The 13,774-nt window shown below is 73.6% G+C and carries 12 protein-coding genes; 7 read left to right on the forward strand and 5 right to left on the reverse strand.

All coding sequences use genetic code 11. The annotated features are described in order from the left end of the window. The first annotated feature begins 32 nt into the window (after window positions 1-32). The 4 genes from LO772_RS17540 to efeB are packed head-to-tail and all read left to right on the forward strand — an operon-like array spanning window position 33 to window position 4,540. On the forward strand, window positions 33-734 hold the full coding sequence (locus LO772_RS17540) for an SCO family protein (protein ID WP_231779340.1): 702 nt from the start codon (window positions 33-35) through the stop codon (window positions 732-734). Next, entirely contained in the window at window positions 731-1,429 is a 699-nt protein-coding gene (locus LO772_RS17545; protein ID WP_231779341.1) for a copper chaperone PCu(A)C, read from the forward strand. The genes LO772_RS17540 and LO772_RS17545 overlap by 4 nt, the downstream gene beginning before the upstream one ends. Window positions 1,430-1,478: 49 nt before the next feature. Then, window positions 1,479-3,206 carry a copper resistance protein CopC gene (locus LO772_RS17550; protein ID WP_231779342.1) on the forward strand — a complete coding sequence of 576 codons (1,728 nt, stop codon included), beginning with the start codon at window positions 1,479-1,481 and terminating at the stop codon, window positions 3,204-3,206. A 59-nt stretch (window positions 3,207-3,265) separates the two neighbouring features. Then, entirely contained in the window at window positions 3,266-4,540 is a 1,275-nt protein-coding gene (gene efeB, locus LO772_RS17555; protein ID WP_231779343.1) for an iron uptake transporter deferrochelatase/peroxidase subunit, read from the forward strand. Window positions 4,541-4,683: 143 nt separating this feature from the next. Here the strand turns inward: efeB and LO772_RS17560 are convergent, their stop codons facing one another. Continuing rightward, a complete protein-coding gene (locus LO772_RS17560) occupies window positions 4,684-5,493 on the reverse strand; it encodes an ABC transporter permease (protein WP_231779344.1) in 810 nt (269 codons plus the stop codon). Window positions 5,494-5,584: 91 nt separating this feature from the next. Between LO772_RS17560 and pheA the strand changes: the two genes are divergently transcribed. Further along, complete coding sequence (gene pheA / locus LO772_RS17565) at window positions 5,585-6,529, forward strand: prephenate dehydratase (protein WP_231779345.1); 945 nt, start codon at window positions 5,585-5,587, stop codon at window positions 6,527-6,529. 327 nt (window positions 6,530-6,856) lie between these two features. On the opposite strand, the gene LO772_RS17570 is transcribed toward pheA, so the two are convergent. Together LO772_RS17570 and LO772_RS17575 are read right to left on the reverse strand one after the other, a co-directional pair. Beyond that, window positions 6,857-8,635 carry a diacylglycerol kinase family protein gene (locus LO772_RS17570; protein ID WP_231779346.1) on the reverse strand — a complete coding sequence of 593 codons (1,779 nt, stop codon included), beginning with the start codon at window positions 8,633-8,635 and terminating at the stop codon, window positions 6,857-6,859. Between the two features lie 11 nt (window positions 8,636-8,646). Then, window positions 8,647-9,375, reverse strand: a complete 729-nt coding sequence (locus tag LO772_RS17575; RefSeq protein ID WP_231779347.1) for a phosphatase PAP2 family protein — start codon at window positions 9,373-9,375, stop codon at window positions 8,647-8,649. 192 nt (window positions 9,376-9,567) lie between these two features. On the opposite strand from LO772_RS17575, the gene serS reads away from it, so the two are divergent. Next, entirely contained in the window at window positions 9,568-10,848 is a 1,281-nt protein-coding gene (gene serS / locus LO772_RS17580; RefSeq protein ID WP_231779348.1) for a serine--tRNA ligase, read from the forward strand. After that, window positions 10,845-11,639 carry an HAD family hydrolase gene (locus LO772_RS17585; protein WP_231779349.1) on the forward strand — a complete coding sequence of 265 codons (795 nt, stop codon included), beginning with the start codon at window positions 10,845-10,847 and terminating at the stop codon, window positions 11,637-11,639. The genes serS and LO772_RS17585 overlap by 4 nt, the downstream gene beginning before the upstream one ends. A 101-nt stretch (window positions 11,640-11,740) precedes the next feature. Here LO772_RS17585 and LO772_RS17590 read toward each other — a convergent pair whose 3' ends face one another. Both LO772_RS17590 and LO772_RS17595 read right to left on the reverse strand, forming a co-directional pair. Continuing rightward, complete coding sequence (locus LO772_RS17590) at window positions 11,741-12,634, reverse strand: LLM class flavin-dependent oxidoreductase (protein WP_231779350.1); 894 nt, start codon at window positions 12,632-12,634, stop codon at window positions 11,741-11,743. A 148-nt stretch (window positions 12,635-12,782) separates the two neighbouring features. Continuing rightward, window positions 12,783-13,658, reverse strand: coding sequence for an NAD(P)-dependent oxidoreductase (locus LO772_RS17595; RefSeq protein WP_231779351.1), 876 nt, complete (start codon window positions 13,656-13,658; stop codon window positions 12,783-12,785). Window positions 13,659-13,774: the final 116 nt, after the last annotated feature.

Genomic DNA, 13,774 nt, shown 5'->3' on the forward strand with positions numbered 1-13,774 from the left:
CAGCAGCACACCGTCACGTGATCGGGAGAACCATGCGCAAGGCACTCGTGCGGACCGCGGCCGTGGTGGCCGCGGGCCTGCTGCTCGCCACCGGCTGCGGCAGCTCGGACGACAAGGACGCGTCGAGCGGCGCTCCGGTGGAGATCGTCTCCTCCGGACCGCCGTCGAAGTACCGCGGCACCGAGCTGGACAGAACCATCGCGAAGCCCGATCTGACGTTGACGGACACGTCGGGGCAGGCGTACGACTTCACGGCGCGAACCGCCGGAAAGGTCACCCTGCTGTACTTCGGCTACACGCACTGCCCCGACGTGTGCCCCACCACGATGGCCGACCTCGCGAGGGCGCTGACCAAGGTCAGCCCCGAGGACCGCGCGGCCGTGAACGTGGTGTTCGTGACCACCGACCCCGAGCGCGACACCGGCCCGGCGCTGCGCGAGTGGCTGGACGCGATCGACCCCGCGTTCGTCGGGCTGACCGGTCCGTTCGACCGAATCCAGGCGGCGGCGCGGAGCGTCGGCGTGGCCGTCGAGCCGCCGACGGTGGGTGCCGACGGCATGGTCACCAGCACGCACGGCACGCAGGTCATCGCGTTCTCCCCCGACAACGTCGCGCGGGTCCTCTACCTGGCGAGCGTCGGGCTCCAGCCGGACGGTACGCCCGTCGGCGTCACCGCGGACGACTTCGCACACGACCTCCCGCTGTTGATCCACCCCGAGGGGGGCGCGTCGTGAGATACCCGAGGCTGACGCGCCGGCGGGGCGCCGGGGTTCCGGACGGGGCGTGCGCTCCGGACGGCACCCCGGACGACCGTGCCGCCCGGCTGCGGTCGCGGCGTACGGCGGCACTCGTCGCGGGCGGCGCGCTCACCGCGACGGCCGGCATCGGCCTGGTCTCGTGCGGCTCCGACGGATCCGGCGGCGCCGACCGCGGGGACGGGCGGGCGAACGGATCCGGGCCGAAGCTGACGATCGTCGACCCCTACATCCCCCAGCCCGCCAAGGACGGCATCGCGGCGGGCTACCTGGTGGTGCGCAACGACGGCGACACCGCCGACCGCCTGGTGGCGGTCAGCTCCCCGCTCACCCCGAACGCGGCGCTCCACGAGACGGTCGACACCACGATGGCGCACCTCGACGGGGTCGACGTCCCGGCGCACGGCCGGGGCGTCCTCGCGCGCGGCGCCGCCCACATCATGTTCACGGACACGCCCGGGCCGCTGAGGAAGGGCGACGTCGTCGACGTGACCCTCGTCTTCGAGAAGTCCGGGTCGGTGACGGTGCGGGTGCCGGTGTACGGCATCGCCGACCGGCCGGGCGACCCGGGCACGGAGACCATGACGGTTCCGGTGGCCCCGGGCGGCGGCGCGGCGTCGGACGCGGGGGCTGTGGACGGAGACCCGGGACGCGCGGGCGGCCATGCCGACTGACGCGCGAACTCCCGTACGCCTCCCGGCCCTTCGGATACCGCGACGCCGTATGTGGACGTGGCTTCTCGCATTGCCGGTGCTGCTGGTCACGCTGGTGATCGGCGGCGCGGGCCCCGCGTCCGCGCACGCGAGCCTGGAGTCGAGCACCCCGGCGGCCGGGAGCACCGTTCCGGTGGCACCCGCGACGGTCACCCTGCGCTACAGCGAGGGCGTCGAGACCGGGCTCGGCGCGATCAAGGTGCTGGACCCCGCGGGCAAGCGCGTCGACACGGGCAGTCCGGACCACGGCATCGGCGGCCCGTCGACGGTGCGGGTGAAGCTGGAGGCGGGCCTGGGGCCGGGCACGTACACGGTGGCGTGGCGTGTGGTGTCGGAGGACTCGCACCCGATCGCGGGCGCGTTCACGTTCAACGTCGTGCGGGCCTCGGCGACCGCCGCGAACGTCGGCGCGCAGAGCGGCGACGCGTCCGTGAAGCTCGTCGACGGCATCGCGCGCGGCGTCGCGTTCGGCTCCTTCGCGCTGCTCTCCGGCGCGGTGTTGTTCCTGGTCGCGTTGCGGCCCGCCGCGGTGGGCCGATTCCGGGTGTGGCTGCTGCTGTTCGCGTCGTGGGCCGGGCTGCTGGTGTCGACCGTCGCGGCACTGATGCTGTACGGCCCGAGGGCGTCGGCGCTGCCGTTCTCGTCGGCGTTCGACATGGACGTGCTGCGCGCGACGCTGGAGACCAAGCTCGGCCGTGCGCTGTCCGTGCGCGTGCTCGTGCTCGGCGCGGCCGGGGCGCTGCTCGGCTATCTCGTCGCGGCGCTGCCCACCGCCGCGCCGCGGAAGCGGGCGCTGCTGGGCGGTGCGTGGGCCGCCTTGTGCCTGGGCATGGCCGCGACGTGGTCGCTGTCGGACCACGCGTCGGTGGGCATGCAGGTGCCGTTGGCGGTGAGCGCCGACATCCTGCACCTGGCGGCGATGGGCACGTGGCTGGGCGGGCTCACGGTGCTGCTCGTCCTGTTGTTCGGGCCGGACCGCGACGACGACGGCGACGAACTGCCCGGGGCACTGGACGTCCCGACGGTGGCGCGGTTCTCGGCGATCGCGATGGTGTGCGTGGGCGTGCTCGTGGCGACGGGGGTGTACGCGGCGTGGCGGCAGATCGGGTCGTTCGACGCGTTGTTCTCCACGACGTTCGGGCTGCTGCTGATCCTCAAGGTGAACTTCGTGGCGCTCATGATCGCCGCGGCGTGGGTGTCCCGGCGGTGGTTGCAGGCCCGGTTGCGGGCGAGCGCGGGCGTACGCGCCGGTGATCCGATGGCGCGCAAGCAGACGCTCCGGCGCGCGGTCGGTGCCGAGGTGCTCCTCGCGGTCGCGGTGCTGTCGGTCACGGCGGTGCTGGTCAACACCGAGCCCGGGCGCACCGCGTACGACCGCGAGCAGGCCGCGAAGCCGCAGACGGCCTCGGTGAGCACGCCGTTCGACGCGGGTGGCACGGGCGGCAAGGGCATCGTCGACGTGACGGTGGACCCCGCCCGGCAGGGCGCCAACACGCTGGACGTGTTCGTGCGCGACCCGCTGCGGAACCCGGTGGATCCGCCCGAGGTCACGGTGCGTGTCGCGCTGCCGGACAAGCAGATCTCCGGGATCGACGTGGCCGTGGAGCACGTCGGCCCGGGACAGTGGCGCGCGCAGGGGGTCGCGCTGCCGATGGCCGGCACCTGGCAGGTGACGGTGGCGGTGCGGACGACCGACATCGACCGGGCCGTCGTGACGGTGCCGTTGACGGTGCGTTGACCGTGGTCGCGCCGCATCCGGGCGACCGGCGATTCGTGGGGAAAGGGAGGAAGGACGCGATGGGCGGCACCGAGACATCCTCGCCCGAGGCCGTGCAGCCGGGATCCGGCGTCTCGCGCCGGCGCCTGCTGGGCGTCGCGGGCGCGGCCGGGGCGGGCGGCCTGGTCGTCGGCGCGGCAGGCGGCGCGGCGGGCTTCGCGCTCGCCCGCGACGACGCGTCCGGGCCGGGGCTCGGGTCGCTGGGCGCGACGTCGGTGCCGTTCCACGGCGCGCGCCAGGCCGGCATCACCACCCCCATGCAGGCGCGCACGGTGCTGGCCGCGTTCGACGTGGAACCCGCGGCCGACCGCGCGGGCGTCGCCGCGCTCGTGCGGCGGTGGTCCGACGCGGCGGCCCGGATGAGCCGGGGCGAGCGCGCGGACGCGGACGACCAGGTCGCCCTGGACGCGGGCCCGTCGTCGCTGACGGTCACGTTCGCGTTCGGTGCGACGCTGTTCGACCGGATCGGGCTGGCCGACCGCCGGCCCGACGCGCTCAAACCGCTCCCGGTGTTCCCCGGCGACGAGTTGGACCCGGCGCGCGGCGACGGCGACCTGCTGGTCCAGGTCTGTGCCGACGACGCGCTCGTCGCCTTCCACGCGGTCCGCACGCTGCACAGGCTCGCGCGCGGCACCGCCCGCGTGCGGTGGCGCATGAGCGGTTTCACGCGCTCCCCCGGCGCGACGGCGAAGCCCATGACGCACCGCAACCTCATGGGCCAGGTCGACGGCACCAACAACCCGCGGCCGTCCGACGCCGACTTCGACGCCAAGATCTTCGTCGGGGACGCGGCCGGGGGGAACGCGGCCTGGGCGCGCGGTGGTTCGTACGTGGTCGTGCGCCGCATCCGCATGCTGCTCGACACATGGGACACCCTCGACGTCGCGGCGCAGGAGAAGGTGATCGGGCGTCGCAAGGAGGACGGCGCGCCGCTGACGGGCGGTACCGAGCACACCGAGCCCGACTACGGCGCGCGGTCCGCCCAGGGCGGCCTGACGATCGCGGAGAACGCGCATATCCGGGTGTCCGCCTCGGAGTTCAACCGCGGGGCGACGATGCTGCGGCGGGGCTACTCGTACGACGACGGGTTCCGTGCCGACGGGACGCCGGACGCGGGGCTGCTGTTCATCGCCTGGCAGGCCGATCCGGCGGACGCGTTCGTCCGGGTGCAGCAGAAACTCGCGCGCGGCGACGCACTGTCCGCTTTCGTACGGCACGAGACCAGCGGGTTGTTCCTCGCGCCCCCGGGGTGCCCGGACGGCGGGTACGTGGGCGAGGGGTTGCTCGGCACCTAGGCCGTGTCTGTGGATCTTGGCGCCGCCAAAACGCCTGGCTTCCCCGCGAATTCATGCCAACGTGTCGCGAACTCGTGGTTTATCCACAGGACTTCCCTGATATGGCACGGGGTTATCCACAGGCCTGTGGATGACTGTGCACATCAACGCGCCTGGTGTGCAACGCTGTTGGTCTCCGGCCGGGCGACGTGCCCCCGCGCGATCAACTCCAGAATGACCGCGATGGCCACGGTTTCGGTCGCCAGCAACGCGATGAGCACGAAGAGTTGGACGGCCCCGGCGTCGACCGGGGACGCCCCGCCGAGCAGCATGCCGACGAACGCGCCCGGCAGCGTCACGAGCCCGACGGTGCGCGTCTGGTCGAGTGCGGGAATCAGCGCGCCCGCACCGGCCGCCCGGCAGATCTCCAGGCGTGCGTCCCGAGGCGCGAAGCCGAGCGCGAGCGCGGCCTCGACCTCGCCGCGGCGCACCGCCAGCTCCTCCAGCGCGCGGCGCCCCGCGAGGACGGTGGCGGTGAGCGCCCCGCCGAGCTGGCTGCCCGCGACGGGGATGACCACCAGGCCGTCGAACGGCACCAGCCGCGTCGCCAGGAGCAGCGCGAGCACCGGCACCGTGCCGACCAGGATCGGCACGGCGATCCACGGCCGCCACGGGCTGCCGGTGACGCGGCCCGAGGCCGTCGTCGTGGCGACGGTGCACATGACGAGGAGGAACAGCAGCGTCGCCCAGCCGTGGTCGACGACCTGCGTGATGACGGCGGAGACCGCGAGAAGCTGCACGGCCGCGCGCAGCCCCGCGACGAAGGTCGCCCGCCCGTGTCCGAGGTGCGCGAGAGCGGCGACGACGACGGCCCCGAGCAGCAGGGCCGCGACCACCCCGCCGAGTACGGGCGTGACGGGGAGCAGAGTGGACGCGACGGCCACCGTCTCGTGGCCACCAGGCATGCCAGGCATACCAGGACGGTAAGGCGCCGCGCGCCGCGGAACCATGCCCGGGGCAAACAGGCCGGACGACCCTTTCCGGCCACCGCACTACAGTTGCGGTATGCCAAACACCGACTCGGCCGCCCCTCCCCGCTGGACCTATCTGGGGCCCGAGGGAACCTTCACCGAGGCCGCGCTGAAGATGCTGCCGGGTGCCGACACGGCCGAGGCGGTGCCGCTCGCCTCGGTGCCGTCCGCGCTGGACGCCGTGCGGCGCGGGGAGGCGGACGCCGCGGTCGTCCCGCTGGAGAACTCCGTCGAGGGATCCGTGTCGATCACCCTCGACGAGCTGGCCACCGGCGAGCCGCTGATCATCGAACGCGAGATCCTGCTGCCGATCGCGTTCGCGCTGCTGGTCCGGCCCGGAACGGTGCTCGACGACATCAAGACGGTCTCCAGCCACGCCCACGCCCAGCCCCAGGTCCGCCGCTGGCTGGCCGCGAACCTGCCGGACGCGCACTGGTTCTCCTCGGCGTCCAACGCCGACGCCGCGCGGCTCGTCCAGGAGGGCCGCTACGACGCCGCCCTGGCCGGGGAGTTCGCCGCGTCCCGCTACGGGCTGGTGCCGCTCGTCAGCGACATCCACGACGTCGAGGGCGCCGAGACGCGCTTCGTCCACGTGCGCCGACCGGGCGGCATCGGCGCCCCGACGGGTGCCGACCGCACGTCCGTGGTCGCGTTCATCGTCGACGACCACGCCGGGGCGCTGCTGGAGATACTGCAGGAGTTCGCGGTGCGCGGCGTCAACCTCGACCACATCCAGTCCCGGCCCACCGGCGACAAACTCGGGCACTACTTCTTCGCGATCGAGGCCGAGGGCCACATCGCGGACGCACGCGTCGGCGAGGCCCTGATGGGTCTGCGGCGCGTGTGCGCGGGCGTGCGTTTCCTCGGCTCCTACCCGCGCGCGAACGGCGTGCGCCCGCAGATCCGGCGCGGCACGTCGGACGCGGAGTTCGCGGACGCCGCCGCGTGGCTGGAGCGCTGCCGCCGCGGCGAGGGCTGAGGCGTACGACGGGCGGTGCGACGGCGGGGGCGCGCGGCACCGACCGCGGCGTCCCGGCCGTCCGTCACGGGCTTCGCCGTTTGTCCAGGTACCGGCCCACGCGCTTTTTCGCCACGTCCGAGCGCGTGGGGACGGCCATGTTCTTCGCGGGTACCACCGACGTGCGCGATGTGGTGGCCGCTGTTGGCGAGATCGCCTTTCCTCCCCGACCCGGTGTGCACCCGGGTCTCCGACGACCCCGCGTCGGAGAGGCCGCGACCGGCTGCGCCGCGCGGGTGCGCGGGCGCGTGGGGTTCCCCGGCTCCGTGTGGCTCGGCGGAGCCGTCGTCACCCGGTCGCGTGCGGGTCGTGCCGTGTGTCCGGGGCCGGGTCGTCGGGTGCGTCCGCCGCGCCCGTGCGCGTCTGCGGCGTGACGACCTCGACGACGTCCTCGGCCACCGGGAAGGGCTCGGCGCGCGCCTCGGGGCGCAGCGCCACCCGGCCGCCCGGCACGCGCACGACCAGCGCGTCCGGACGGATCCGCACCGCGAGGCGCGTTCCCGGGCCGATCGGGTCGCCGTCCAGCTCGCGCGGCTCGGGCCGGGCCGTCTCGACCTCCACGGTGTGCCCGGTGAAGTGCTCGATCGGCCGCCACCGGCGCTGCGGGGGCGGGACCTCCGGGACGTCCCGCCGCCGACGGCCCAGCACGCGCACGGTCGCGTGCGCCCAGCCGGCCATGCCGTACGGCGCGAACACCACGACGTCGAGCAGCCCGTCGTCGGGCTCCGCGCCCGGCAGCAGCTGCATGCCCGCCTGCAGCGCCCCGACGTTGCCGACGAGCACCATGCGCGCCCGGCGCCGGATCGGCTCGCCGTCGTCGATGCGCAGCGTCACGCGCATGCGCGCGTCGCGCAGGTGCCGGGTCGCGGAGACCGCGTACGCGGGCCACCCGACCTTCTTCTTGAGCGCGTCCGGCGCGTCCGCGACCATCGCCGCGTCGAGGCCGATTCCGGCCATCGCGGTGAAGTAGCGGCGCTCGCCGTCCGGCTCGTCCGGCTCGATGCCGCCCAGGTCGATGCGCCGGTCGTTGCCGTGCAGCGCGACGTGGACGGCGTCGGCCAGGTCGATCGGCAGGCCGAGGTTGCGGGCGAGCAGGTTGCCGGTCCCGGACGGGATCACGGCGAGGGGCACCCCGGTGCCGGCCAGGGTGCCGGCGCACTCGCGCACCGTCCCGTCGCCGCCCGCGACCACGACGAGGTCGACGTTCTCGGCCACCGCGGCCCGCGTCGCGCCCGCTCCCGGGTCGTCGACCGTGGTCTCCAGCCACAGCGGCGGCGCCCAGCCGGCCTCCGCCATGATGCGGTCGATCCGGGCCCGGTCGTCCGCGGAGTCGAGCTTGATGGGGTTCACCACGAGCGCGGCCCGCGGCACCCGCCCCTCGCCGGTGTGCCGCAGGTGGCCGCCGGGACCGCCCCAGACCGCGCGCGGCGACAGCACCGCGGCGTTCATGAAGGCCAGCACGGCCGCCGCGCTCAGGAACGCCGCCACGACGTCGCTGGGGTGGTTGTCGCCGCGATAGACCCGTGACAGGCCGACCGCGAGCGGCACCAGCAGGCACAGCACCCGCGACACCCACGTGCGCACCCGGCCGTCCAGCCGGTGCGACAGCAGGACGGCGATACCGCCGTACAGCGCGAGCGCCGCGCCGGTGTGGCCGGAGAAGTAGCTGCCGTCGCCGGGCAGTTCGTCGAGCCGGTCGACCACGGGCCGGTCCCGGTCGACGAACAGGCGCGTCAGACCGAAGACCGCCGTCTGCGCCGCGACCGCGCCGATCAGGAACAGCGGCGCCCGCCACGACCGGTACACGGCCAGCGCGACCGCCGACGCCGCCACGGTCACCCCGACGACCGCGTACACCCCCGAGGCCGCCGACAGGACGCCGGACACCGCGTCCCAGAAGTCGGAGCGGTGGTCGGCGAACGTCCGGACGAGATCGTCCTCGATCGAGATCGGCCACACGCCGTCCAAGGGGTGGACCACCAGCAGACCGAGGCCGATCACGCACAGTGCCGTCACCATCAGGGGCAGGGCGATCCGCCGCAGGAACCGTCCTGCTTCCGTGAGCATGGTCGCAATTCTTACCCAGGCACGCGCAGCTCCGAGCGGTCGGCGTCGATCCGCCGGTCGATCTCGGGCGTGATCTCCGCCTCGGCCGACTCCCACAGCACCGCGACGACCGCCCAGAACACCGCGAGCACGACGACGCCGAGCGCCCAGCCGGCGACCACGTCGCTCAGATAGTGGACGCCGAGCGCGAGCCGCGTGAACCCGACGCCGAGCGCGGACACCACGGCCGCGAGAACCGCGAACGGGCGCACCCGGCGCGGAATGAGCGGCCACAGGCCGATCAGCAGCACGCCGCACCCGAGGACGCCATTGAGCGCGTGGCCCGACGGAAACGACCACCCGTGCGCGGTGTCGACCGGATCGACGAACATCGGCCGCTCCCGCGCGACCGCCGTTTTGCACAGCACCCCGGCCAAGGCGCCGACCGTCATCACCGTCACGACCCACACGGCCTTGCGGCGCTCGCCGCGCAGCCACAGGAAGGCCGCCAGGCCGGCCGCGAGGACGCGGAACGTGACGGGGTCCCACACCCAGTTGGTGAGGATCCGCAGCGCCTGCGTCGCCCCCGGGTTCTCGCGGGCCCAGCCGTGCAGGTCACGGGCCACCCGCACGTCGATCTCGAACAGCATGTCCCAGCCCGAGACCACCATCAGCAGCAGCGCACCGAAGACCGCCGCGGCGAGCAGCGCGAAATACGCGTACCCGAAACGGTGCGACGGGCGTGTGGAATGGGTATGCACTCCCCTTTGATACCTCCTTGTCCGGCGTGCGGTGGGCAAACCGGGGTCCGCGCGGCCGGACCGAAACGCATCTGTCGAAAACCGGAGACGCGAAAGACACCCGCGGAGATGCGCCCGCCCCGCGCCCGCCCCGCGCGCGGCCCCCGTCACGGCCCGGAAATCGACTGGTGGCGCACCGGTACGCTGTTGCCTGTGATCGACCTGCGACTGCTCCGTGAGGACCCCGACCGCGTCCGTGCCTCGCAGCGCGCCCGCGGTGAGGACGAGACCATCGTCGACCGCCTGCTCGCCGCCGACGAGCGCCGCCGGTCGTCGGCGTCCGCGTTCGACCGGCTGCGCTCGGAGCAGAAGAGCGTCGGCAAGCAGGTCTCCAAGGCCCAGGGCGACGAGCGCGCGGAGCTGCTGCGGCGCGCGCAGGCGCTGGCGTCCGAGGTCAAGGCCGCCGACGCGGCCCAGGACGAGGCGGCGGCGGAGGCCCAGCACCTGCTGCTCGACCTGTCCAACGTCATCGAGGACGGCGTCCCGCCCGGCGGCGAGGACGACTTCGTGACGCTGGAGGAGATCGGCACCCCGCGCGACTTCGCCGCGGAAGGCTTCGAGCCGAAGGACCACGTCGAGCTGGGCCGGCTGCTCGGCGCGATCGACGTCGAGCGGGCCGCGAAGGTCTCCGGCTCGCGCTTCTACTACCTCACCGGCATCGGCGCCCTGCTGGAGCTCGCGCTCGTCAACATGGCGATGGCCCAGGCGGGCGCCGCCGGGTTCACGCCGATGATCACGCCCGCGCTGGTCCGCCCGCGCGCGATGGAGAGCACCGGGTTCCTCGGGCAGGCCGCGGAGAACGTCTTCCACCTCGAAAAGGACGACTTCTACCTCGTCGGCACGGCCGAGGTGCCGCTCGGCGCCTACCACATGGACGAGATCCTGCCGGCCGGGCAACTGCCGCTGCGGTACGCCGGGTTCTCGCCGTGTTTCCGGCGCGAGGCCGGCACCTACGGCAAGGACACGCGCGGCATCATCCGCGTCCACCAGTTCGACAAGGTGGAGATGTTCGTCTTCACCACGCCGGAGGAGGCCGACGCCGAGCACCTGCGGCTGCTGGACTGGGAGAAGGAGTTCCTGAACGCCCTCGAACTGCCGTTCCGGGTCATCGACACGGCCGCGGGCGACCTCGGGGCGTCGGCGGCCCGCAAGTACGACTGCGAGGCGTGGATCCCGACGCAGGGCAAATACCGCGAGGTCACGTCGACGTCGAACTGCACCGAGTTCCAGGCCCGCCGCCTCGCGGTGCGCATGCGCGACGCCTCCGGCACGCGTCCGCTCGCGACCCTGAACGGCACGCTGTGCGCGGTGCCGCGCACGATCGTCGCGATCCTGGAGAACCACCAGCGGCCCGACGGCTCGGTCGCGGTGCCCGCCGCGCTGCGCCCGTTCCTGGGCGGTAGGGAGGTCCTGGAGCCGGTGGACGCCGCGTGACGTTCCGCCTGGTGGCCACCGACCTCGACGGCACCCTCATCGACGACGGCCACCGCGTCTCGGACCGTACGCGTGCCGCCCTCGCGGCCGTGACCGCGGCCGGCGCCCACCACGTGATCGTCACCGGCCGCGCGGTGTCGTGGTCGCGCCCGGTGTTCGCGGCGCTCGGCTACCAGGGGCTCGCGGTCTGCTCGCAGGGCGCTCAGGTCTACCACGCCGGCGAGGACCGGCTGCTGACCTCGGTGACCCTGGACCGCCAGGTGGCGCAGCTGGCGATCGACAAGCTCACCGCGAACCTGGGGCCGATAGCCGCCGGGGTCAGCCAGGCGGGCACCGACGGCGCCATCGTGGTCGAGACGGGCTACCGCTACGCGTTGGCGCTGCCGGTACGAGCGGCGTCGGACCGCGCGGAGCTGTGGGCCGAGCCGATCCTGAAGGCGTACGTCCAGCACCCCGACCTCACCGACGACGAATTCGTCGAGCACGCCCGGGAGATCTGCGACGGCCTGGTCGACGTGACCCACGCGGGCGCGGGCATCGTCGAGTTGCTGCCGCCGGGCCTGTCGAAATCGATCGGCCTCTCCCTCGTGGCGCGCCGACTCGGGGTGAAAGCGGCGGAGACCATCGCGTTCGGCGACATGCCCAACGACATCACGATGCTGCGCTGGGCCGGCCGCGCCGTCGCGATGGCCAACGCCCACCTCTCGGTGCGGGCCGTCGCCGACGAGATCACGGCGTCGAACAACGACGACGGTGTGGCGGCCGTGCTGGAGCGGATCTTCCCGGCCTGACCCCCGGGGCGCCCCCAACCCCTCGGGTGGCGAGGCCGGGAGCCACCCTGCCGCGGCATCCGCGCGCGGCTCGGCGGTCTCCGCCCGCGGAACGGCCGCGGTCACCGCGCCCGCACCTGCGGGAGGCCTTCGGCGACCACCCGGTCGAAAACCCCGGGGTCCGTGTCGAAGACCGTTCCGGGGACCGGGAGATGGACCACGATCTCGGTGATGCCGATCTCGGCGTAGCGGCCCACGTAGTCGACGAACGCGTCCACGGAGTCGAGGGAGCGTTCGTCGGTCGAGCCGTGCAGCAGGACGCGGTCGAGCCCGGCGGGGTCGCGGTCGTCGGCGGCGCAGATGTCGCCGAGGCGGCGAATCTGGTCGGCGACATCCGCGAGATAGTCGGCCGGGGTCCGGTCGGTGAGGCGCCGGGGATCACCGAACGTCACCCAGGCCCGGCCGTACCGGGCCGCGACGCGCATCCCGCGTGGCCCGGTCGCGGCGACGGCGAACGGCACGCGCGGGTGCTGGACGCATCCGGGGATCATCCGGGCCTCGTCGGCGGCGTAGTACCTGCCGTTGTACGTGGTCGCGGGCGCGGTCAGCAGACGGTCCAGCAGATCGACGAACTCCTCGAAGCGCTCCTGCCGTTCACGCGGCGACCACGCCTCCCGCCCGAGCACCGTGGCGTCGAAGCCGGTGCCCCCGGCCCCGATCCCCAGGGTGATCCGCCCGTCGGAGAGGTCGTCGAGCGTCATCACGTCCTTGGCGAAGGTGACCGGATGCCGGAAGTTCGGCGACGACACCAGCGTCCCGAGCCGGATCCGCGCCGTCGCGCCGGCCGCCGCCGCGAGTGTGGGGACCGTGCCGAACCACGTCCGGTCGCGGAACGTGCGCCACGCGAGGTGGTCGTAGGTCCAGGCGCTGTCGAAGCCCGCCGCTTCGGCGTCACGCCAGCGGGCGCGGGCTTCGTTACCGGGGTAAATCGGGAGGATGACGACACCGATGCGCATGCACCGACGGTAGTGCGGACGCCCGGGCCCCGCACGACTCCGCGGCTTCGCGGGCCGCGCTGTGCGCGCCTTGGCGCACCGTCGCGATCGCGCCGAGGACTCGACCCGCCTCAGGCCGATCCGACGCCGCTCGTGTCCGGACGAGCCGTCAGACCGGCCGCCTGATGCTCTCGATGATGCGGGCGAAGCCTTCCTCCCCGTGGCCCGCGTCGATCTGGCGCCGGATGAGCCGTTGGACCATCGCGATCGCCTCGGTGCCGATGCCCTGCTCGGCACTGGCGTCGACGATGTGCCGCAGGTCGGAGAATTCGAGGCTCTGCTGCCCCGGCACCGTGTAGTCGCCGCCGTCGATGATCTCGGCGAACCCGGCCAGTCCGCCCGTCATGGCGGTCAGCCACGGCGCGGCCATGGCGGCGAACTCGCGCGCCGTCACACCGGCAGGCGCGACCATCGCGGCGCCGTGCATGAATCCGGCGAACATGACGTACATGCCCGCGAGGAGGGCGAGGTCGTACAGCGAGGCCAGCCCGGCGTCCTCGCCGAAGTACGTGGCGGTGCCCCAGGTGTCGAGCAGCGGCTTGTGCCGCCGGAACGCGTCGGCCGATCCGCTGTAGAGGATCGACGCCTCGGGCCGGCCGATCATGTGGGGTACGGCCATGATGCCGCCGTCCAGGTATCCGGCTCCGGCACCGGCCGCCCAGGCCGCCGCCTCCCGCGCCTGGGCGGGGGTCGTCGTGGTGACGTTGACGAGTGTGCGCCCGCGCAGTTCGTCGGCGATCGGGTCGAGCACCTCATGGACCGACGCGTGGTCGAGCAGGCACACGATGACCACGGGGCTGCTCCGCACCGCGTCACGCACGGTCGCGGCGGCCTTCGCCCCTTGGGCGACGAGGTCGTCCGCCCTCCCGGGAGAACGGTTCCAGACGGTCGTCGCGCGGCCTGTCTGCACCAGGGCGCCCGCGAGGGCGCCGCCCATCGCGCCCAGCCCGAGGACGGTCACGCGGTCGGTGCCGTTGGTCGTCATTCCGGGATTCCCCTCTCGTTCGTCGTCGTTCGGTTCGATCCTCTCCGCCGCCGGTAGGGTTGACCAGTACGGACTATTTAGTGGGGTACTCACCTCAAGGTAAGTGGGAGACGGAG

The organism is Yinghuangia sp. ASG 101 (assembly GCF_021165735.1).
Taxonomy (GTDB): Bacteria; Actinomycetota; Actinomycetes; order Streptomycetales; family Streptomycetaceae; genus Yinghuangia.

Excerpts from the sequence above, each read along its gene's own strand:
- LO772_RS17540 (WP_231779340.1), top strand. The coding sequence starts at position 33 with ATGCGCAAGGCACTCGTGCGGACCGCGGCCGTGGTGGCCGCGGGCCTG.
- LO772_RS17550 (WP_231779342.1), top strand. The coding sequence starts at position 1,479 with ATGTGGACGTGGCTTCTCGCATTGCCGGTGCTGCTGGTCACGCTGGTG.
- efeB (WP_231779343.1), top strand. The coding sequence starts at position 3,266 with ATGGGCGGCACCGAGACATCCTCGCCCGAGGCCGTGCAGCCGGGATCC.
- LO772_RS17560 (WP_231779344.1), bottom strand. The coding sequence starts at position 5,493 with ATGCCTGGCATGCCTGGTGGCCACGAGACGGTGGCCGTCGCGTCCACT.
- pheA (WP_231779345.1), top strand. The coding sequence starts at position 5,585 with ATGCCAAACACCGACTCGGCCGCCCCTCCCCGCTGGACCTATCTGGGG.
- LO772_RS17570 (WP_231779346.1), bottom strand. The coding sequence starts at position 8,635 with ATGCTCACGGAAGCAGGACGGTTCCTGCGGCGGATCGCCCTGCCCCTG.
- LO772_RS17590 (WP_231779350.1), bottom strand. The coding sequence starts at position 12,634 with ATGCGCATCGGTGTCGTCATCCTCCCGATTTACCCCGGTAACGAAGCC.
- LO772_RS17595 (WP_231779351.1), bottom strand. The coding sequence starts at position 13,658 with ATGACGACCAACGGCACCGACCGCGTGACCGTCCTCGGGCTGGGCGCG.